General features: G+C 69.5%; 16 protein-coding genes and 1 pseudogene. 11 read left to right on the forward strand and 6 right to left on the reverse strand.

Annotation, left to right across the window (positions count from 1 at the left end):
* A partial coding sequence (locus tag MVA01S_RS20695; RefSeq protein ID WP_003932223.1) for a 4-alpha-glucanotransferase occupies window positions 1–1362 on the reverse strand: 1362 nt, incomplete at its 3' end.
* A 65-nt stretch (window positions 1363–1427) separates the two neighbouring features.
* Here MVA01S_RS20695 and MVA01S_RS20700 point away from each other — a divergent pair.
* The 5 genes from MVA01S_RS20700 (at window position 1428) to MVA01S_RS20720 (ending at window position 7351) form a co-directional block, all read left to right on the forward strand.
* The gene (locus MVA01S_RS20700) at window positions 1428–2582 is read left to right on the forward strand and encodes an MFS transporter (protein ID WP_003932224.1); all 1155 of its coding nucleotides are present in this window, start codon (window positions 1428–1430) and stop codon (window positions 2580–2582) included.
* A gap of 67 nt (window positions 2583–2649) precedes the next feature.
* Complete coding sequence (locus MVA01S_RS20705; RefSeq protein WP_003932225.1) at window positions 2650–4221, forward strand: carboxylesterase/lipase family protein; 1572 nt, start codon at window positions 2650–2652, stop codon at window positions 4219–4221.
* A 60-nt stretch (window positions 4222–4281) separates the two neighbouring features.
* Complete coding sequence (locus MVA01S_RS20710) at window positions 4282–5160, forward strand: sterol desaturase family protein (RefSeq protein ID WP_051015350.1); 879 nt, start codon at window positions 4282–4284, stop codon at window positions 5158–5160.
* 10 nt (window positions 5161–5170) lie between these two features.
* Window positions 5171–6577, forward strand: coding sequence for an NAD(P)/FAD-dependent oxidoreductase (locus MVA01S_RS20715; RefSeq protein WP_003932227.1), 1407 nt, complete (start codon window positions 5171–5173; stop codon window positions 6575–6577).
* A gap of 96 nt (window positions 6578–6673) precedes the next feature.
* A complete protein-coding gene (locus MVA01S_RS20720; RefSeq protein ID WP_003932228.1) occupies window positions 6674–7351 on the forward strand; it encodes an Rv1815 family serine proteinase in 678 nt (225 codons plus the stop codon).
* On the opposite strand, the gene MVA01S_RS20725 is transcribed toward MVA01S_RS20720, so the two are convergent.
* Complete coding sequence (locus tag MVA01S_RS20725; protein WP_003932229.1) at window positions 7348–7785, reverse strand: nitroreductase/quinone reductase family protein; 438 nt, start codon at window positions 7783–7785, stop codon at window positions 7348–7350. The two genes, MVA01S_RS20720 and MVA01S_RS20725, sit on opposite strands and share 4 nt — an antisense overlap.
* 71 nt (window positions 7786–7856) lie before the next feature.
* Here MVA01S_RS20725 and MVA01S_RS20730 point away from each other — a divergent pair, with 71 nt between their 5' ends.
* Window positions 7857–8558 (forward strand): TetR/AcrR family transcriptional regulator, encoded by a 702-nt coding sequence (locus tag MVA01S_RS20730; RefSeq protein ID WP_003932230.1) that lies wholly within the window; start codon window positions 7857–7859, stop codon window positions 8556–8558.
* Here MVA01S_RS20730 and MVA01S_RS20735 read toward each other — a convergent pair.
* Window positions 8546–9052, reverse strand: coding sequence for a hypothetical protein (locus MVA01S_RS20735; RefSeq protein ID WP_003932231.1), 507 nt, complete (start codon window positions 9050–9052; stop codon window positions 8546–8548). The genes MVA01S_RS20730 and MVA01S_RS20735 overlap by 13 nt on opposite strands.
* Window positions 9053–9144: 92 nt before the next feature.
* Between MVA01S_RS20735 and MVA01S_RS20740 the strand changes: the two genes are divergently transcribed.
* Complete coding sequence (locus tag MVA01S_RS20740; protein WP_003932232.1) at window positions 9145–9624, forward strand: VOC family protein; 480 nt, start codon at window positions 9145–9147, stop codon at window positions 9622–9624.
* Window positions 9625–9626: 2 nt separating this feature from the next.
* Complete coding sequence (locus MVA01S_RS20745) at window positions 9627–11129, forward strand: FAD-binding protein (RefSeq protein WP_040542331.1); 1503 nt, start codon at window positions 9627–9629, stop codon at window positions 11127–11129.
* A gap of 15 nt (window positions 11130–11144) precedes the next feature.
* Here MVA01S_RS20745 and MVA01S_RS20750 read toward each other — a convergent pair whose 3' ends face one another.
* The 3 genes from MVA01S_RS20750 to MVA01S_RS20760 form a co-directional block, all read right to left on the reverse strand.
* Entirely contained in the window at window positions 11145–13058 is a 1914-nt protein-coding gene (locus tag MVA01S_RS20750) for an ABC transporter ATP-binding protein/permease (RefSeq protein WP_003932234.1), read from the reverse strand.
* Window positions 13059–13084: 26 nt separating this feature from the next.
* Entirely contained in the window at window positions 13085–15001 is a 1917-nt protein-coding gene (locus MVA01S_RS20755; RefSeq protein ID WP_060941681.1) for an ABC transporter ATP-binding protein/permease, read from the reverse strand.
* A gap of 78 nt (window positions 15002–15079) precedes the next feature.
* Complete coding sequence (locus MVA01S_RS20760; protein WP_003932236.1) at window positions 15080–16654, reverse strand: FAD-dependent monooxygenase; 1575 nt, start codon at window positions 16652–16654, stop codon at window positions 15080–15082.
* A 50-nt stretch (window positions 16655–16704) separates the two neighbouring features.
* Between MVA01S_RS20760 and secA2 the strand changes: the two genes are divergently transcribed.
* The 3 genes and pseudogenes from secA2 to MVA01S_RS32445 all read left to right on the forward strand — a co-directional run.
* The gene (gene secA2 / locus MVA01S_RS20765; protein WP_003932237.1) at window positions 16705–19050 is read left to right on the forward strand and encodes an accessory Sec system translocase SecA2; all 2346 of its coding nucleotides are present in this window, start codon (window positions 16705–16707) and stop codon (window positions 19048–19050) included.
* Window positions 19051–19060: 10 nt separating this feature from the next.
* On the forward strand, window positions 19061–19666 hold the full coding sequence (locus tag MVA01S_RS20770; RefSeq protein WP_003932238.1) for a CDP-alcohol phosphatidyltransferase family protein: 606 nt from the start codon (window positions 19061–19063) through the stop codon (window positions 19664–19666).
* A pseudogene (locus tag MVA01S_RS32445) lies at window positions 19663–19830 on the forward strand (DUF881 domain-containing protein); the annotation flags it as partial. The gene MVA01S_RS20770 and the pseudogene MVA01S_RS32445, both read left to right, overlap by 4 nt.

Raw genomic sequence — 19830 nt, forward strand, 5'->3', positions numbered from 1 at the left:
CTCGTAACCGACCTCGGCGAGCCGGTCCGGCCGCCACGGCGGCTGCGACCAGTCCTGGCCGAGCTGATTGAACTCGTCGGGCGGGGCGCCCGCAGTCACCCCGAGCGCCAGCACGTCCTGCAGAGCCCACGCGTCAGCGCCGCTGGGATCGACGCCGACCGCCAGGTCGTGCATGATGCCCAGGTCCATCCCGGCCGAGACGGCGCGGTCCTGCGCGGTGGAGAGCTGCTCGTCGACCAGCCACTGCAGCCAGCGGTGGAAATCGACCTCGGTGGACCGATCCTCGGCGAACGCGGCGACCTCCGCGCTCCGCGGATGCTGCAACCCCTCGGGCCACTGCCGCCAGTCACCCCCGAACCGGTCGGCCAGCGCACACCAGGTGGCGAAATCGTCGAGGCTGCGACCTTCGCGCTGCCGGAAGGCCTGATAGGCGATCTCCCGGCCCGCGGACCGCTCGACCAGGTACAGCGTCTCCAGCGCCGCGCGCTTGGACGCCCACGCGCTGTCCCGGTCGATCCGCCCGGACCTGTCGGCGCGGGCCTGGACCTGCGTCTGCGCCTTGCGGATCCGGCCGCGGTGCCGCACGTACGCGAACTCGGGCACCGCCTGGACCCGCAGATAGATCGGGTTGACGAACCGGCGCGACGTCGGCAGGTACGGCGACGGTTCCATCGGCGCGATCGGCGTCGCCGCATGCAGCGGATTGACCAGCACGAAGCCGGCGCCGTGCCGGGCCGCCGACCACACCGCGAGATCGGTCAGATCGGTCAGATCGCCGACCCCCCACGAGTTCCGGGACCGCACGCTGTAGAGCTGGGTAGCCAGCCCCCACGCGCGGCCGGTGCCCAGCCGGTCGCTGCTGCGCACCGTCTCCGGCGCCACGATCACCGTGGTGCTGACGTCGGACTCGCCCACCTGCAGGTGCAGCCGGTGGTACCCGGCCGGCAGGTCCGCAGGCAGCTCGAAACTCGCCTCGCCCACCAGCCTTCCGTCCAGATCGTAGGGAGGCCGGTTGTTTTCGAGCTGGCGCAGGCCGGTGCGGACACTGCCGTCCTCAAGCCGCAGCCACAGCGGCGCCGGATCGCCGTGGGTGACGTGCACCCAGAACGGCACCGTCGCGCCGGTGCGGCCGACGATCGTCGGCGGCAGCGCCCTGGCCCAGTGTTCGCGGTCGTGCCGGGCGAGGGCCTCGGCGCGGTCCCGGTCGGTGGCCGCCGCGACGCCCAGCGCGTCGAGCACCGCGATGAGCGTCGTGGGTGGCACCGGGACCCACCTGCCCGTCCAGTCCGTGTATTCGGTGGCCACCCCGTACCGGTGCGCGAGGTCGATCAGCTCCGTGGGCACTTCCGACACATCCGCCATGGCGCCAATCTTGCCCTGCCAGGCGGCATCGCGAACGGCGAGGCGGTGCCGGTATGGTCGCTGCAATGGCGTCAGCTCGGGTCGCGGTCGCCGCTCTGTTCCTCGCCAACGGCGCACTGTTCGCCAACCTGCTGCCCAGGTATCCCGAGATCAAAACAGACCTGGCGATGTCCAACGCGGGCTACGGCGCCGCGGTCGCATCCTTCTCCGCCGGTGCGCTGGTCGCCGGACCGGCCGCCGCGGCGCTGATCAGACGGTTCCAGTCCGCCCGTATCGCCCTGGCCACCACGATTGCGCTGGCGGTGGCGATCATGGTCGCCGGGGTGGCCGGCACACCGGTGGCCTTCGCCGCGGCGCTGTTCGCTGCGGGGGCCTGCGACGCCATCGCCGACGTCGCACAGAACGTCAACGGGCTTCGGCTGCAACGCAATTACGGACGGTCGATCATCAACTCGCTGCACGCGGTGTGGGCCGTCGGTGCAGTCGTCGGGGGGCTGATGGGCGCGGGCGCCATCGCGCTGGACATCCCGCGCCCGGTCCACCTCGGCGTCGCGGGCGTGGTGTTCTGCGCGGCCGTGGTGGTCGCCTACCCGCACCTGCTGCACGGCCCGGACCACGACGACCACCCGGCGACGCACAGCACCGACACCAGGGGAGTGCGGCCCGCGGTGCTGCTGACGCTGCTCGCGCTGGTCGGTATTGCGATGGCCGGGGCGACGGTCGAGGACGCGGGCAGTTCCTGGGCCACGCTCTACCTCCGCGACAGCCTCGGCGCCCCCGGCCCGGTCGCGGTGCTGGGCTACGTCGCGCTGGTCGGTTTCCTGTGCATCGGGCGGATGCTCGGCGACCGACTGGTCGACCGGTTCGGTGAGCGCGCGGTGGCGCGCAGCGGAGGACTCCTGGCCGCGGTGGGGATGGGCGTCGCGCTGGCGTTCCCCACCGTGCCCGGCACCATCGCCGGCTTCGCCGCCGCCGGCCTCGGCGTGGCCACCGTCGTGCCCGCGGCCATGCGTGCCGCCGACGAGTTGCCCGGTCTGCGGGCCGGCACCGGGCTGACCCTGCTGACCTGGCTGATGCGCGTCGGCTTCCTCGGCGCCCCGCTCATCGTCGGGCTCGTCGCCGACGCGACCAGCCTGCGCGCGGGCCTGCTCATCGTCCCGGTCGCCGGCGTGGCCCTGGTGTTGCTGGCCGGGGTACTCAGCTCCCGACGCCGCGTCTGAACAGCGGCCGGTCGGAGGACCGCGCTGGTACAGTGGCGTACCGGAACCCGAGCGAAGGAGCTTCGGCATGACCGCGGACGCATCGCCCCGCAGTTCAGCAGCCGCCCGCCCCGTCGTGGACACCACCAACGGACCTGTGCGAGGCGTCGATGACGGCACCGTCATGTCCTGGCGAGCCGTCCGCTACGCCGCCGCCCCGGTCGGTGAGTTGCGGTGGCGGGCGCCTCAGCCGCCGCCGCGCTGGACGGAGCCCGTCGACGCCAGCAGGGTGGGCCCCGTATGCCCGCAGCCCACCGACCCGAAGATCCCGATCGATCTCGGCGCCCCGCAGGGTGAGGATTTCCTGACGCTGAACGTATGGGCGCCACCGGGCACCCAGCCCGGCGACGGCAAACCGGTCCTGGTGTGGGCACACGGCGGTGCCTACATCCTCGGCTCGGCCAGTCAACCGCTCTACCACGGCCGGGCGCTGGCCACCGGCGGTGACGCCGTCGTGGTGACCGTGAACTATCGCCTCGGCGCGCTCGGCTTCCTGGAGTTGTCCACGCTCGGCGGCGACACCGACCGCTTCGCGACCAACCTCGGCCTGCGCGACGTGCTGGCCGCGCTGGAATGGGTGCGCGACAACATCGCCGCATTCGGCGGCGACCCCGGACGCGTCACCCTGTTCGGCGAGTCCGCCGGCGGCGGCATCGTGACCTCTCTGCTGGCCAGCCCCGCGGCTGCCGGACTGTTCAGCAGGGGGATCGCCCAGAGTTCGCCGGCCACCTCCACCTACGACCTCAGCCGCGCGCAGCGCATCGCCGAACGTTTCATGGAGGTGCTCGGCGCCGGCCGTGACGATCTGCACCGGCTCGCCGACGCCCCGGTCGACGCGCTGGTCGCGGCCTCACGCGTGGTGTTCGACGAGGTGCCGGTGCGCACCCCCGGCCGGCTGGCATTCGCCCCGACCGTGGACGGCGACCTCCTCCCGGACTACCCGGTGCACGCGGCCCGCAAGGGCCTGACCCACCCGGTGCCGCTGATCATCGGCACCAACAAGAACGAGGCCGCACTGTTCCGGTACATGAAGTCGCCGCTGCTGCCGATCGCGCCCGAAGCCATCAAGGCCATGTTCGCCGAGATCGAGGCCGAGCAGCCCGGACTGCCGTTGCCCGGCCACGACACCCTCAGAGGCACCTACCGCGGGCGCGGCAAGGCCCACGGACTGAAGCTGACCAGCGACCTCGGGTTCCGGATGCCGTCGATCTGGTTCGCCGACGGGCACCGGTCGGTCGCGCCCGTGTACCTGTACCGCTTCGACTTCGCCACCCCGCTGCTGCGCGCGGTCCGGATGGATGCCGCACACGCGACCGAATTGCCCTTCGTCTGGGGCAATTTCGGCTCGGGCCGGAAGGATCCGACCTTCGCCCTCGGCGGCCGCAAGGCCGGGATGGCGGTCTCCGAGCGGATCCGGGCGCGGTGGGTCAACTTCGCCGCGACCGGCGAACCCGACGCTGGGGGCGACGCTCCGGCGTGGCGACCCTACGGCGCCGAGGACCGTGCGACGCTGGTGATCGACAAGCAGGACGCGGTGGTTGACGATCTCGACGCGGGCGTCCGCCAGGCCTGGGGCGACGACGTCCTGAGCTTCCTGTAGAGCCGTAGACTCACCTCGGAGGTGCTCGCCGTGGAGTTCCTGGACTTCTTGCCGCCGCAGATGCGCGAACCGGTGCTGTTCGCGGTCCCGTTCTTTCTGCTGCTGCTGATCCTCGAGTGGACCGCCGCACGCAAGCTCGAGCACGCCGAGGACCGCCCCGGCACGGGCGCCTACCACACCCGGGACTCGTGGGCGAGCATCTCGATGGGGCTGGTGTCGATGGCCACCATGAGTGTGTGGAAGTTCCTGGCGCTGTTGGGATATGCCGCGATCTACGCCTATCTCGCTCCATGGCAACTGTCGGCGACGCAGTGGTACACGTGGGTGATCGCGCTCGTCGGGGTGGACCTGCTGTTCTACCTGTATCACCGGATGGCGCACCGGGTTCGGCTGGTCTGGGCGACACACCAGGCGCACCACTCCAGCGAGTACTTCAACTTCGCGACCGCGCTGCGGCAGAAATGGAACAACAGCGGCGAGATCCTGATGTGGATCCCGTTGCCGCTGTCGGGTGTTCCGCCGTGGATGGTGTTCTTCGCGTTCTCGATCAGCCTGATCTACCAGTTCTGGATTCACACCGAGCGGATCGGAAAGCTCTGGCGGCCGATCGAATTCGTGTTCAACACGCCGTCGCACCATCGTGTGCACCACGGGATGGACCAGCTCTACCTGGACCGGAACTACGGCGGCATCCTGATCATCTGGGACCGGTTGTTCGGCACCTTCCAGCCCGAGGTGTTCCGGCCACGCTACGGCCTGACCAAGCCGGTGACCACGTTCAACATCTGGAAACTGCAGACGCACGAGTATTCCGCGATCTTCCGCGACCTGCGCGCCGCGCGGGGGATGCGGGCCAAACTCGGCTACGTCTTCGGACCGCCGGGATGGCAGCCGGCGGTCGCGCCCGAGACAGCGACAGCGGCGCATGCCAGGACGTAGTGTGCGCGCTGTGCAGACAGTCTTCGACGCCCACGTGGACCCCGCGCTGGTGGACCGGTCCCTGGCCACCAGCACCCAGGGTTCGGTGTGGCTGGACATCGCGCGCCCGCAGTTCCCGCCGCCTTCGGGCCCCGTCACCTGCGACCTTCTGGTAATCGGTGGCGGCTACACGGGTCTGTGGAGCGCGTTGCACGCGGCCCGCCGTCACCCCGACCGGCGTGTCGTCCTCATCGAGGCCGACCGCATCGGCTGGGCCGCGTCGGGTCGCAACGGCGGCTTCGTCGAGGCCAGCCTGACGCACGGCTACGAGAACGGAAAGTCGCGCTGGCCCGACGAACTCGACACGCTCGAGGAGATGGGCCTGGAGAATCTGGACGGCATGCAGGGCGAGATCGCCGAGCTGGGCCTGGACGTCGAGTGGGAGCGCACGGGCATGCTCACCGTGGCCACCGAACCGCACCAGGTGCAGTGGCTGACCGAGGCCGCCGCCGACGGTCAGGGACAGTTCCTCGATGGCACCCACGTCCGCGACCAGGTGGACTCGCCCACCTACCGCGCGGGGCTGTTCAGCGCCGACACCTGCGCGATCGTCAACCCGGCCAAGCTGGCCCTGGAGCTGGCCCGCGCCTGCCGGGAGGTCGGCGTCGAGGTGTTCGAGCACACCACCGCGACGCGGATCGACTCCGGGGGCGCCGCGCTGCGGGTGCACACCGACGGGTCCGCCATCACCTGCCGCCAGGTGGTGTTGGCCACCAACGTGTTTCCCAGCCTGCTGCGCCGCAACCGGCTCTACACCGTGCCGGTCTACGACTACGTGCTGGCCACCGAACCGCTGACTGACGCGCAGCTGGCCCGCGTCGGCTGGGGCGGCAGGCAGGGGATCGGCGACAGCGCCAACCAGTTCCACTACTACCGCCTGACCCGGGACAACCGGATCGTGTGGGGCGGCTACGACGCCGTCTACCACTTCGGCCGGAAGGTGAAGTCTTCCTACGAGGACCGGCCGGACACCTACCGCCGGCTCGCGGCGCACTTCTTCATCACGTTCCCGCAGCTCGACGACGTCACGTTCAGCCACCGGTGGGCGGGTGCGATCGACACCAACACGCGGTTCTGCGCGCACTGGGGACTGGCGAGGGAGGGGCGCGTCGCCTACGTCAACGGCTTCACCGGGCTGGGCGTCGGCGCGACGCGGTTCGCCGCCGACGTCTGTCTGGACCTGCTCGACGGCACGCCAACGCCGCGCACCGAGCTGGAGATGGTGCGCCGCAAACCGTTGCCGTTCCCGCCCGAGCCGTTGGCCAGCGCGGGCATCCAGGCCACCCGTTGGTCACTCGACCGCGCCGACCATTCCGCCGGCCGACGCAACCTGCTGCTCAAGGCTCTCGACGCCGCAGGTCTGGGCTTCGACTCCTGAACCGTTTGTAACGGACCTTTATCCAACCGCGATGAGCCGGTTACACATCATCACGGTAGGGCGGAGGGGTCAGTGTCTGTTCGGTTCTCGTCTCGGATGCTCCAGGTACTGTTCGCGGTCCTCGCGCCGCTGCTCGCCCTCGTCCTTCAGTCGGTGCCCGCGCAGGCCCAGCCGGGTGTCCTCGTCTTCCCCGGCATGGAGATCCACCAGGACACCGTGCTGTGCACGCTGGGCTACGTCGACCCGCAGACCCGGATCGGCTACACCGCGGGCCACTGCCGCGCGTCGGGCACCGTCTCCGACAAGTTCGGCACGATGATCGGCACCCAGGGATCGTTCCGCGACAACACCCCCGACGGTATGACGGTCGACACCAATCACCAGATCACCGACTGGGAGGTGATCCATCTGGCCCCGCACGTCGCGGTCAACAACGTGCTGCCCGGCGGCAAGGTGCTGGTCACCGATGCCGCGGTGCGGCCCGCGCGCGGTATGCCGGTGTGCCACTTCGGCGTCGTCACCGGCGAGAGCTGCGGCACCATCGAGTCGGTGAACAACGGCTGGTTCACCATGACCAACGGTGTGGTGAGCCGCAAGGGCGACTCTGGCGGCCCGGTGTACACGCCGACCCCGGACGGGCGCACCGTCCTGATCGGGCTGTTCAACAGCACCTGGGGCACGCTGCCCGCGGCGATCTCGTGGGAGGTGGCCAGCCAGCAGGCCCAGGCGGACACCGTGTCGGCGGCCTCGGCCACCGTGGCTCCTCGCAACTAGCGGATCTCGAACACCGGGATCGACGGCGCGGCCGCGCGCAACTCCTCGGCGGTGGACTCCGGCGTGAGTCCACCGACGTGGCCTTTCACCTGCCAGAACCACCGGTCCAGGTAGCGCTTGAGCAGCTCGGGCTTCGCATCGTCGGTGACCTCGGCCAGGGCATCGGTGCGCGACCGCCACCGCGGCCCCGTCTGCACGTACCCGGCCGCACGGGCGTTGCGTGCCCACTGCGTGTTGCCCCGCGGCGAGACCAGATAGCGCCGCCCGTCGACGGTCATCAGGTTGACCACCACCCCGCGCAGTCGGCCGGTGGTGCGCCCGGGAACCCGGATCGCGGTGCTGCCCTGGATGCTGATCCCGGCCTCGGCGAGCCGGCGGACCACGGTGTTGAACATGCGGGCCCCGGGGCCGGGGGCGTCGTAACGGACTGTCATCTGCTCTTCTCCGATCTGCCGTTTCTCCAGAGAGCACTGCTCTCTGTTTTCAGGATGCCACACTGACCCGCGTGGGCAAGCGACAAGACGCCAGAGACCGCGTCGAGCGCCGGATCGTGGAACTCGGACGCGCGCGCCTGGTGACCGACGGGGCCGCGGGACTGTCGCTGCGTGCGATCGCCCGCGACCTGGGCATGGTGTCGTCGGCGGTCTACCGATACGTCGCAAGCCGGGATGAGCTGCTGACCCTGCTGCTCGTCGACGCGTACACCGAGCTCGCCGATTCCGTCGAGCAGGCCCGCGACGCGGCCGCCGGGGGATGGCGGCAGCAGCTGGCGGCGATGGCGCGAGCCGCGCGGGAGTGGGCGGTGCAGCGCCCGGCGGTCTGGGCGCTGCTCTACGGCAGCCCGGTCCCCGGCTACCGCGCGCCCCGGGACGAGACCGTCGGACCCGGCACCCGCGTGGTGGGGGCGTTGCTGGAGGTGGTGGCCGCGGGCGTCGCCGCCGGCGACATCCCTCCTTCAGGTAATGCTGCGCCACAACCGCTTTCGAAGGATTTCGACGGGCTGCGCGAGGAGTTCGGGGTTGCCGTCGACGACGCCGTGATGGTCAGGAGCATGGTGCTGTGGGCGGCGCTGGTCGGGGCGATCAGCCTCGAGGTGTTCGGTCAGTACGGGCCGGACACGTTCGCCGAGCCCTCGGTGCTGTTCGACATGCAGGTGGTGTTGCTGACCGATCTGCTCGGCCGGCACGCTCCCGGTCAGAACAGCTGAGTGCCTGCGGGCCCGACGGCGAACCCGTGCTCGCCGTAGTGCCGGTCGGGTGGGTCGGGTGTGTCGACGGACCACGACGCGGGCTTGGATGCCAGGCAGGCCAGGGTGGCCGCGTCCGGCACCGCGCACACCACACCGTTACCGGCGTCCATCCGCGAACCGACGGGCAACAGCAGACGGTCGCCCTTGATCGGACCGGGATCGGGTTCACGCAGCGCAGCTGACCGGGTCAGCGACACGCCGACCGAGACGGGCCCTTCGCAGAACACCCCGAGGTCGGGGATCAGACTGGACCGGCAGTGCAGGCCCGCCGGCGTCCGGAACTCCCACCCCGACAAGCTCGGATGCGCCCCGTAGACCACGTACGGTTTCGGGTCGACAGCGGCATAGGCACTGACGTCGGGGAACCCGGCGGGGATCCCGGCCGGCTCCGCGTGCGCGACGCCCGCGCCGAGGAGCAGGGCCGGGATCGCGGCCAGAACGGTGAGGCGCATACCGGGAACATCGCGGCGGCGGGCCTGTGCGTTAACCCGCTAGGTAGAACACGTTCTAGCTTGTCCGCATCGCTGGCGATATCCTCTCAGAGATGCTCGACCAGACACCTGTCCAGATTGCCTGGGTGACCGATGACCTCGCCGCCACCGAGACGGCGCTGAGGTCGCTGCTGGGCGCCCGTACCTGGGTACGCATGCCCGGCGTGCATTTCGGCCCGGACACCTGCACCTACCGCGGCGGGCCCGCCGACCACGTCGCCGACATCTCGCTGAGCTACGCCGGCGACACCCAGCTCGAGGTGATCGCCCCGGTGCGGGGACAGAGCATCTATCGGGAGTTCCTCGACCGGGGCGGGCCGGGACTGCACCACGTGTGCCGGGCGTTCGACGCCGCGGGCTTCGACGCCGCGGTCGCCGGGGCCGACATCGTCATGGCCGGCACCATGCCCGGAGGCATGAAGTTCGCCTACGCATCCGCGGCGCACGCGGGTGTGCCGTTCATCGAATTCGCCTACGTACCACCGGAAATCCAGACACTTTTCGACCACATCAAACAGGAGCAGCAGAAGTGAGCATGCAGCACATCCCGGACACCGTGCCCGCCGGCGACGTCACGTCCTGGTCCGACGAGGCCGACGTCGTGGTCATCGGGTTCGGCATCGCAGGCGGGTGCGCTGCCGTCAGCGCCGCCGCGGCAGGCGCCCGGGTCCTGGTGCTGGAGAAGGCCGCAGCGGCCGGCGGCACCACCTCGATGGCCGGCGGTCACTTCTACCTCGGCGGCGGCACCGCGGTGCAGCAGGCGACCGGGCACGAGGACAGCGCCGAGGAGATGTACAAGTACCTGGTGTCGCAGTCGCGCGATCCCGAGCACGACAAGATCCGGGCCTACTGCGAAGGCAGCGTCGAGCACTTCAATTGGCTTGAGGGCCTTGGCTTCCAGTTCGAGCGCAGCTACTACCCGGGCAAGGTCGTGGTGCCCCCGGGCACCGAGGGGCTGTCCTACACCGGCAACGAGAAGGTGTGGCCGTTCTGCGAGCAGGCCAAGCCCGCCCCGCGCGGGCATTCGGTGCCGGTGCCGGGGGAGCTCGGCGGTGCGGCGATGGTGATCGACCTGCTGCTCAAGCGCGCCGCCGACCTCGGGGTGCAGATCCGCTACGAGACGGGGGCGACCGCACTGGTCACCGGTGACGACGGCGCGGTAGTCGGCGTGCGGTGGAAGCACTTCACCGAAACCGGTGAGGTGAAGGCGAAATCGGTGGTGATCGCCGCGGGTGGATTCGCGATGAACGCCGACATGGTGGCCGAGTACACCCCGGCCCTCGGCCAGGAACGCAAGACCAAACACCACGGCACCGTCGCGCCCTACATCCTCGGCAATCCCAACGACGACGGACTCGGGATCAAACTCGGGATCTCGGCGGGCGGGGTGGCCGCCAACCTGGACCAGTTGTTCATCACCGCCGCCGCCTACCCACCCGAGATCCTGCTCACCGGTGTCATCGTGAACAAGGACGGCAAGCGCTTCGTCGCCGAGGACTCCTACCATTCGCGCACCTCGGCGTTCGTGCTGGAGCAGCCCGAGCAGACGGCGTATCTCGTCGTCGACGAGGCCCACATGCAGATGCCGGAGATGCCGCTGATCAAGTTCATCGACGGCTACGAGACGATCGCGGAAGTCGAAGCCGCCCTGGACATTCCGGCAGGCAACCTGGCGGCCACGCTGGAGCGCTATAACGCCGACGCCGCACAGGGCGTCGACCCCGACTTCCACAAGCAGCCCGAATACCTTGCCGCACAGGACACCGGGCCGTACGCGGTGTTCGACCTGTCACTGGGCCGGGCGATGTACTCCGGCTTCACGATGGGCGGGTTGACGGTGTCGATCGACGGCGAGGTGCTGCGCGAGAACGGCTCCGCGATCCCCGGCCTGTACGCCGCCGGCGCGTGCGCGTGCAACATCGCCCAGGACGGCATGGGTTATGCGAGTGGGACGCAGTTGGGCGAGGGGTCGTTCTTCGGGAGGAGGGCGGGAGAACACGCAGCGAGGCGGGCGGGAGAACACGCAGCGCGGCGCTAGCCGCGCTGCGCGGTCCTAGGTCGGCTGGGGCTCCAGTTCGCTGAGTTCCCACCGGCCGTCGCCGAGCAGTTTCAGCTCCCGGGTGTGATGCTGCTCGACGGTACTGCGGTGGCTGACGCTGACCAGGATCGTGTCGGGGAGCTCGCTGCGCACCTGTTGGTAGAGCATCAGTTCCAGTCCTTCGTCGAGTGCCGAGGTGGACTCGTCGAGGAACACCGCCTGCGGTCTGGTCAGCAGAATCCGCGCGAAGGCGATGCGTTGCTGCTCTCCGGGGGAGAGGACCTTGGCCCAGTCCTGCTCCTCGTCGAGGCGGTTGACCAGATGCGGTAGCGCGACCCGGTTGAGCACGTCGCGCAGCGTTGCGTCGTCGATGTCGTGGGGGTTGTTCGGGTAGGCCACCACCGTCCGCAGATCACCCAGTGGCACGTACGGCAACTGGGACAGGAACATCGTCTTGTTCTCCGCCATCGGGCACGTGATCGTGCCCGACGCGTACGGCCACAGCGAGCCGAGGCTGCGCAGCAGCGTCGTCTTCCCGCTGCCGGACGGTCCGGTGACCACGAGCGCGTCGCCCGGTTGCAGGGTGAGGTCGAGCGGTTGCACGAGCTGCCTGCCGTCGGGGGTGCGCACCTCGACGTCGTCCAGCTCGACGCGACCATCGGTGCAGTTCTCTGCTGCCAGCGACGGCAACTCGCGGCCTTCCTCGTTGGCGATCACCAGACCGTGCAGACGGATGATCGCCGCCCGGTAGCCGGCGAAGTCGTCGTAGGCGTTACGGAAGAACGACAGACCCGACAGGATCGAGCGGAACGCGCTGCCCGTCTGGGACAGCTGCCCCAGGGTGATCTCGCCGTTGTAGAAGCGGGAGAACTGCACGATGTAGGGGATCAGCTCCTGCGCCTGGGTGATCGACAGGTTCCAGCCCAGGAAGCCGGCCATCCGGTTCACGTACTTCTTGTAGTTCTCGACGATCGGTCCGAACCGACGGCGGAGTCCGGTGCGCTCGGCGAGCTCGCCGCGGTAGAACGCCACCGCTTCGGAGGCGTCGCGCAGCCGCACCAGCGCATACCGGAATGCGGCGTTGAACTTCTCGTTGTTGAACGACAGACCGATGATCGGCCGGCCGATCCAGAACGCGATCACGGTGGCGAACAGGATGTAGACGATGCCGATCAAGAACATCGCCTTGGGCAACTCGAAGCCGATGAACGGCAGGGTCACCGGTCCCGACAGATTCCACAGAATCGTCGTGAACGAGATCATCGCCGCGATCGAGGACACGGCGCCGAAGAGCAGCGTGGAGCCCGAGGTGTTGCTGGGCCGGTTCGGCAGCGGTCCGACACCGGTGGTGAAGATGTCGATGTCGGTCTGGATGCGCTGATCGGGGTTGTCGATCGTGGAGTCGATGAAGCGTGCCCGGTAGTAGGCCTTGCCCTCGAGCCAGTCGCCGGTGAGCTGATCGGTGAGCCACGTGCGCCAGCGCAGCATGAAGCGCTGGGTGACGAGCAGGTCGATCATGATGCTCACGACGTTGATCACGGCCAGGACCGCGAACACCCACATCGACAGCCAGAACCCGTCCTTACCGGACTCTTTCACCGCCTCGTCGCCCGCACCGACGCCGGCCGCGATGACCTGGAAGCTCGTCATCATGTCGTTGCCCTGGAAACTGAACAGCACCGACAGCCGCACGCTCAGGACCACCAGCAGCAGAATGCCGGCCAGCCACAGCCAGACGATCACACTCTCGGGGCCGGTGAAGTAGCCGCGGGTCACGCGCCAGAACTGGTGGCCCCACGTGGTGAACCGCACGAGGAGGACCAGGACGACCATCGTGGCGACCGCCGCGTAGGCCCAGCCCTGGGCGACCCACCACAACGAGGTCCACAGCTCGTTGCCCCAATCGAGAGTCGGGGTGAACGTTTCCATTCGGGCAAGGTACCCCGGCGACCTGGCTACGGCGCCGCGGCGTGGCTTTGCGGATCGTCGAGTCGCTCCAGCCGCCACTCGCCGTCGCCGACGAGCTCCAGGCGCCGGTGGTGGAACGGCGCGACCGAGGCGCGATGGCTGACGCTGACCACGATGGTCTGGGGCAGCTCGGCGCGCAGCAACCGGTACAGCGTCTGCTCCAGCCCCTCGTCCATCGCCGAGGTCGACTCGTCGAGAAACACGGCCCGGGGCCGCGCCAGCAGGATGCGCGCGAACGCGATGCGCTGCTGCTCGCCGACCGAGAGCACCTTGGCCCAGTCCTGCGTCTCGTTGAGCCGGATGACCAGGTTCGGCAGCGCGACATCGAGCAGCGCCTTCTGGACGCGATTGTCCTCGAACGTGCCCGGCGGCCGGGGGTAGGACACCACCGCGCGCAGGTCGCCGACGGGGAAGTAGGGCAGCTGCGGGACGAACATGGTCTCGTCGCGCCCCTCAGGGAGCAGCACCCGGCCCGACGCGTAGGGCCACATCCCGGCCAGGCTCTGCACCAGCACCGACTTGCCGATACCCGACGGGCCGGTGATCACCAGTCCCTCACCGGTTTCCATCGACAGGTCGAGGGTCCGCACCAACGGTGTGCCGTCGGGTCTGCGCACCTCCACCCGCTGCACCGCCAACTCGCCGTTGCCGGAACTCTCGGTGCTGACGGCGGTGAACGCTGCCGCGCGGGTGTTCTGGTCGACCAGGCCGTCGAGCCGGATGATCGCCGCGCGGTAGCTCGCGAACTCGTCGTAGGCGTTGCGGAAGAACGACAGCGAGTCGTGGATGGCGCCGAACGAGTTCGACGACTGCCACACGTCACCGAAGGTGATGCGGCCGGCGAACAGCCCCTGCGCCTGCACCAGCCACGGCAGCGGGTTGATGGTCTGGCTGACCGACACGTTCCACCCGAAGTACATCATCATCCGGTTCAGGTAGCGGCGATAGTTGTCCATCACGCCGTCCAATTGGCCTCTGAGCGCCGACCGTTCCGCCGGCTCGCCTCGGTACAGCCCGACCGCGGCGCCGGCGTCGCGCACCCGGACCAGCGCGTACCGGAAGCCCGCGTTGCGTAACTCGTTGACGTAGCTGAGCCGGATCATCGGCCGACCGATGACGAACGCCACGACGGTCGCGATCAGCACGTAGACGACGACGATCCAGAACAGTGCACGCGGCAGCGTGAGCCCGCCCAAGGTGACCGGCTCGGACAGCCGCCACAGGATCGGGCCGAACGACAACACCGACAGCACCGCCCCCACGGCGCCGAACAGCAAGGTGTTGCCCGAGTTGTAGATCGGGTTGTTCGGGGTACCGCCGACCCCGGCGGTGAACACGTCGATGTCCTGCTGGATCCGCTGGTCCGGGTTGTCGATCGGCCGGCCGGTGAACTGGGCCCGGTAGTAGGCGAGATCGCCGAGCCAGTCGTCGATGAAGCGGCGGCTCAGCCAGATCCGCCAGCGCATCATGAACCGCTGGGTCAAATACATGTCGGCCAGCAGTCGGACCACGAAGCACGCGGCCAGCACCGCGAACACCCGCATCGACGCCCAGAAACCCGCCATCCCGCTGTTCATGCCGCCCTGGAAGGCGACCTGCAGCGACGTGAACAGGTCGTTGATGTAGTAGGTCAGCAGCACGTTCAGTCGTACCGACGCGACGACGGACAACAGCAGCAGCGCGAACAGCGCCCAGACCACTGCGCTGTGCCTGCCCGTGAAGTACCCGGCCGTCACGCGCCAGAACTGGCGACCCCACTCGGTGAACCGGCCCAGCAACACCAGAATGACCAACAGACACACCGCAGTCAGCGCGAATGTCTGACCGATCCAAATTAGCGAATGGAAGAACTCGCGGCCCCAGTCGAGGGTCGGGCGGAACGTCAGAGCATCAACCGTGTCCACCGCCGGGTGGCCCCCCTCCGCACGCCTTACGGTCTGCGGCGAAGTTACCGCAGGTTGCAGCTCGGCGGGGAGACCGCGCTATCCGAATGTCGTCCGCAGAGCGGCGATCAGGCCGTCGGCGTCGCACCGACCGGACTGGCGGTATGCGAGGTATCCGTCGGGCCGCACCAGGAACAGGGCGGGGCCCGCAGCGCCGTACTGTCGCGCGAAATCGCCGTCCCGGTCACGGATCAGCGGCAGCACGGTGGCGGCGACGTCGGCGGTTCCCGCCGCGATCAGATACACATCGAGCCGACCGTGGGCGGCGCCGGTCGCGGCCGCGGCGGTGGCCTCGAGTGCGTCGACGTCGTCGGTTCCGACGGGGCCGTCGACGTACAGCAGCAGGGTGTGGTCGAGGGCGCTGAACACCGTGAACAACCGGACCGGTGCGCTGACCGCCGGCCGGGTCAGGCCGCGGGCGTCGGGGGCGCGGCCGCCCGCGGAGCCTGTGACGATCGGGCTGCCCGCATAGTCGATCAGCAGTTGTGCCTCGCGGCGCATCGCGTAGGACGCCTCGGTGGGGTCCGTCCCCATGCCCACGCCGGCGCCGTCGCGGGCATTACGCACGGTGCGGCCGACGACCTCCTCGCCGACGGGCCGCCGTTCGGCGTCGTAACTGTCCGTCAACTGCGGTGCCGCGGCGCCCGACACCGCCAGCGCCAGCTTCCAGGCCAGATTGTGCGCGTCCTGGATGCCGGTGTTCATGCCCTGCGCGCCCGTCGGCGGATGAATGTGGGCGGCGTCGCCGGCGACGAACACCCGGCCCCGCCCGTACGCGTCGACGATGCGGTGGCTGATCCGGAACACCGAGGACCACCGCAGGTTCCGCGCGGTGGTGGGCTGCGGGGACAGGCGGTCCAGCACGGCCTGGATGTCCTCCAGCTCAGGGGTCCGCCCCGACGGAAAATCCGCAGGCACCAGCATCGACATCCGATACCGGCAGCGACCGGGCAGCGGAATACACACCAACAGGTCGTCGGTGGCCCCGTCGGTCTGGTGCACCGACCGCACCGCATACCCGGGCGGCATCGACCAGTCCACCTCGACGTCGCCGAGCATGTACTGCTCCTCGAACGCCGCACCCTCGAACGTCAGCCCCAAGGTCCTGCGCACGACGCTGTGGGCCCCGTCGGCGCCGACCAGATAGCCGGCGCGCACCGTCTTGTCCCCGCCGGGGCCGGTCAGCGTCGCCGTCACCCCGTCGCCGTCCTGAGCGAAGCCGCTCACCTGCACGCAACGCTCGACGAGCACGCCGCGCAGCGCGAGTTCCTCCTGCAGAACGCGTTCGGTCTCGTACTGCGGAATGCAGAAGAAGCCGAACGGTACGTCGGGCGGCAGACTCAGGTCGAGGCGTCCCACCTGTGCTCCGTTGACGTAGACGAGCTGTCCGTTCATCGGCTCGCCCGCGTCGAGGATCCGACGCAGAATCCCCATGCCCTCGAAGATCTCCAGGGTGCGCGGTTGCACCCCGACTGCTTTGGCGTAGCGCCGCGGGTGCGGCAGTGGGTCCACGATGCGGACCTCGACGCCGCGGCGGGCCAACTCGAGGGCGGCGGTCAGGCCGACCGGACCGGCGCCGGCGATCAGGACCGGGACGGACGACGGGGAGGTCACCGTCGGATTATGGTTGCCGCCGCGCAAATGCGGGCGCGTACCGTGATCGTGTGGCACGCACCTCCTCCAAGACTGAATCTGCGAAGACCGGCCGGATCTCCGGCCGATTCTGGAAGCTGCTGGGCGCCAGCACTGACAAGGACCAGGACCGCTCCATGGCCTTGGTCCGCAAGGCGGCCGACTTCGACTCCAAGGCCGCCGAACTCGACGAGGACCAACTGCGCAAGGCCGCCAAACTGCTCGAGCTCGACGACCTCGCCGACGCCGCCGACATCCCCCAGTTCCTGGCGATCGCCCGCGAAGCCGCCGACCGGACCATCGGCCTGCGGCCGTTCGACGTGCAGTTGCTCGGCGCCCTGCGAATGCTGGCCGGCGACGTCGTCGAGATGGCCACCGGCGAGGGCAAGACGCTGTCCGGCGCGATCGCCGCGGCCGGCTACGCGCTGGCCGGGCGCAACGTGCACGTCATCACCATCAACGACTACCTGGCCCGCCGCGACGCCGAGTGGATGGGGCCGGTGATCGAGGCCATGGGGCTGAGCATCGGGTGGATCACCGCCGACTCCACCGCCGCCGAGCGCCGCGCCGCCTACGCCTGCGACGTCACCTACGCCTCGGTCAACGAGATCGGCTTCGACGTGCTGCGTGATCAGCTGGTCACCGACGTGGCCGACCTGGTCTCGCCGAACCCGGACGTGGCGCTGATCGACGAGGCCGACTCGGTGCTCGTCGACGAGGCGCTGGTGCCGTTGGTGCTGGCCGGCACCAGCCACCGCGAGACCCCCCGGCTCGAACTGATCCGCCTGGTGGGCGAACTCGACGAGAACACCGACTACGCGACCGACAACGACAGCCGCAACGTGCACCTCACCGAGGCGGGCGCCCGCAAGATCGAGGCGGCTCTCGGCGGCATCGACCTGTACTCCGAGGAACACGTCGCCACCACACTGACCGAGGTGAACGTCGCGCTGCACGCCCACGTGCTGCTGCAGCGCGACGTGCACTACATCGTGCGGGACGACGCCGTGCACCTGATCAACTCCTCACGCGGGCGCATCGCGACGCTGCAGCGCTGGCCGGACGGCCTGCAGGCCGCGGTGGAGGCCAAAGAGGGCATCGAGACCACCGAGACCGGCGAGGTGCTCGACACCATCACCGTGCAGGCGCTGATCAACCGGTACCCGCGGGTGTGCGGGATGACCGGCACCGCGCTGGCCGCCGGCGAGCAGCTGCGGCAGTTCTACAAACTCGGCGTCTCACCGATCCCGCCGAACAAGCCCAACATCCGCGAGGACGAGACCGACCGCGTCTACGTGACCATCGCGGCCAAGAACGACGCCGTCGTCGAGCACATCGCCGAGATCCACCAGACCGGACAGCCGGTGCTGGTCGGCACCCGGGACGTCGCCGAGTCCGAGGACCTGCACAGGCGGCTGGTCAAGGCCGGCGTGCCCGCGGTGGTGCTCAACGCCAAGAACGACGCCGAAGAGGCCAGCGTCATCGCCGAGGCGGGCAAGCTCGGCGCGGTCACGGTGTCGACCCAGATGGCCGGCCGCGGCACCGACATCCGGCTCGGCGGCTCCGACGAGTCCAGTCACGATCAGGTCGTCGAACTCGGCGGGCTGCACGTGATCGGCACCGGGCGCCACCACACCGAGCGGCTCGACAACCAGCTGCGCGGTCGCGCCGGGCGCCAGGGCGACCCCGGCACCTCGGTGTTCTTCTCCAGCTGGGAAGACGACCTCGTCGTCTCGCACCTGGAGGACAACAAGCTTCCGCTGGAGTGCGACGAAAACGGCCGGGTGCTCAGCCCGAAGGCAGCGACCCTGCTCGAGCACGCCCAGCGCGTCGCCGAGGGCCGGCTGCTCGACGTGCACGCCAACACCTGGCGCTACAACCAGCTGATCGCGCAGCAACGCGCAATCCTGGTGGAGCGGCGCGACACCCTGCTGCGCACCGCGACGGCCCGCGACGAGATCGCCGAACTGGCCCCGGAGCGCTACCAGGAGGTCAGCGCCCGGCTGGGCGACGACGCCGACGAGAAGCTGGAGAAGATCTGCCGGCTGATCATGCTCTACCACCTCGACCGGGCCTGGGCGGACCACCTGGCGTTCCTGGCCGACATCCGGGAGAGCATCCACCTGCGCGCGCTGGGCAGGCAGAACCCGCTCGACGAGTTCCACCGGATGGCCGTCGACGCGTTCGCGTCCCTGGCCGCCGATGCGATCGAGGCCGCTCAGCAGACCTTCGAGACCGCGCCGTCGATCGAGGACGAGCCCGGGGTCGACCTGTCCAAGCTGGCGCGGCCGACGTCGACGTGGACGTACATGGTCCACGACAACCCGCTGGCCGACGACACCCTCTCGGCACTGAGCCTGCCCGGGGTGTTCCGCTAGGTTTACCGGCATGGCCCGCACCTTCGGACAAGGGGATGCGGTGGCACCGCGCGACAAGGTGCTGACGGTGCCGAACGCGCTGTCGATGATCCGGCTCGTGCTCGTCCCGGTGTTCCTCTACCTGATGCTTGTCGCGGACGCGACCGGGTGGGCGCTGGCTGTGCTCATCTTCAGCGGGCTGTCCGACTGGGCCGACGGCAAGATCGCCCGGCTCTACACCAACCAGTCGTCCCGGCTCGGGGAGCTGCTGGACCCGGCCGTCGACCGGATCTACATGATCACCGTGCCCCTGACGATGGCCGCGGTCGGCCTGTTGCCGTGGTGGTTCGTCGCGCTGCTGCTCGGCCGCGACGCGGTGCTGGCCGCCACCCTCCCGCTGCTGCGCAGCCGCGGGCTGTCGGCACTGCCGGTCACCTATATCGGCAAGGCGGCGACGTTCGCGCTGATGGTCGGACTGCCGATGGTGCTGGGCGGCCAGTTCGACGCCCAGTGGAGCCGGGTGGTGCTGGCGGCCGGGTGGGCTTTCCTGATCTGGGGCCTGGCGATGTATCTGTGGTCGGGGATCCTGTATCTGATCCAGGTCAGGATGGTCATGCGGGAGATGCCCCCCTCATGAGCACGATGGGGGGATTCGACTCGGCCGGGCGCAACGCGCACGAGCCGGGCGCACCCACGCGCATCCCGGTCCCGTCACTGCTGCGCTCGCTGCTGACCGAACACCTCGACCCCGGCTACGCGGCCGCCGCGGCGGCCGGCAAGCCCCGCCGGCGCGGGTCCGGC

The organism is Mycolicibacterium vaccae NBRC 14118 = CIP 105934, from assembly GCF_001552715.1.
GTDB lineage: Bacteria > Actinomycetota > Actinomycetes > Mycobacteriales > Mycobacteriaceae > Mycobacterium > Mycobacterium vaccae.

Excerpts from the sequence above, each read along its gene's own strand:
- MVA01S_RS20740 (WP_003932232.1), top strand. The coding sequence starts at position 9,145 with ATGCTCGACCAGACACCTGTCCAGATTGCCTGGGTGACCGATGACCTC.
- MVA01S_RS20770 (WP_003932238.1), top strand. The coding sequence starts at position 19,061 with ATGGCCCGCACCTTCGGACAAGGGGATGCGGTGGCACCGCGCGACAAG.
- MVA01S_RS20700 (WP_003932224.1), top strand. The coding sequence starts at position 1,428 with ATGGCGTCAGCTCGGGTCGCGGTCGCCGCTCTGTTCCTCGCCAACGGC.
- MVA01S_RS20720 (WP_003932228.1), top strand. The coding sequence starts at position 6,674 with ATGCTCCAGGTACTGTTCGCGGTCCTCGCGCCGCTGCTCGCCCTCGTC.
- MVA01S_RS20750 (WP_003932234.1), bottom strand. The coding sequence starts at position 13,058 with ATGGAAACGTTCACCCCGACTCTCGATTGGGGCAACGAGCTGTGGACC.
- MVA01S_RS20725 (WP_003932229.1), bottom strand. The coding sequence starts at position 7,785 with ATGACAGTCCGTTACGACGCCCCCGGCCCCGGGGCCCGCATGTTCAAC.
- MVA01S_RS20745 (WP_040542331.1), top strand. The coding sequence starts at position 9,627 with ATGCAGCACATCCCGGACACCGTGCCCGCCGGCGACGTCACGTCCTGG.
- MVA01S_RS20735 (WP_003932231.1), bottom strand. The coding sequence starts at position 9,052 with ATGCGCCTCACCGTTCTGGCCGCGATCCCGGCCCTGCTCCTCGGCGCG.
- MVA01S_RS20710 (WP_051015350.1), top strand. The coding sequence starts at position 4,282 with ATGCGCGAACCGGTGCTGTTCGCGGTCCCGTTCTTTCTGCTGCTGCTG.
- MVA01S_RS20705 (WP_003932225.1), top strand. The coding sequence starts at position 2,650 with ATGACCGCGGACGCATCGCCCCGCAGTTCAGCAGCCGCCCGCCCCGTC.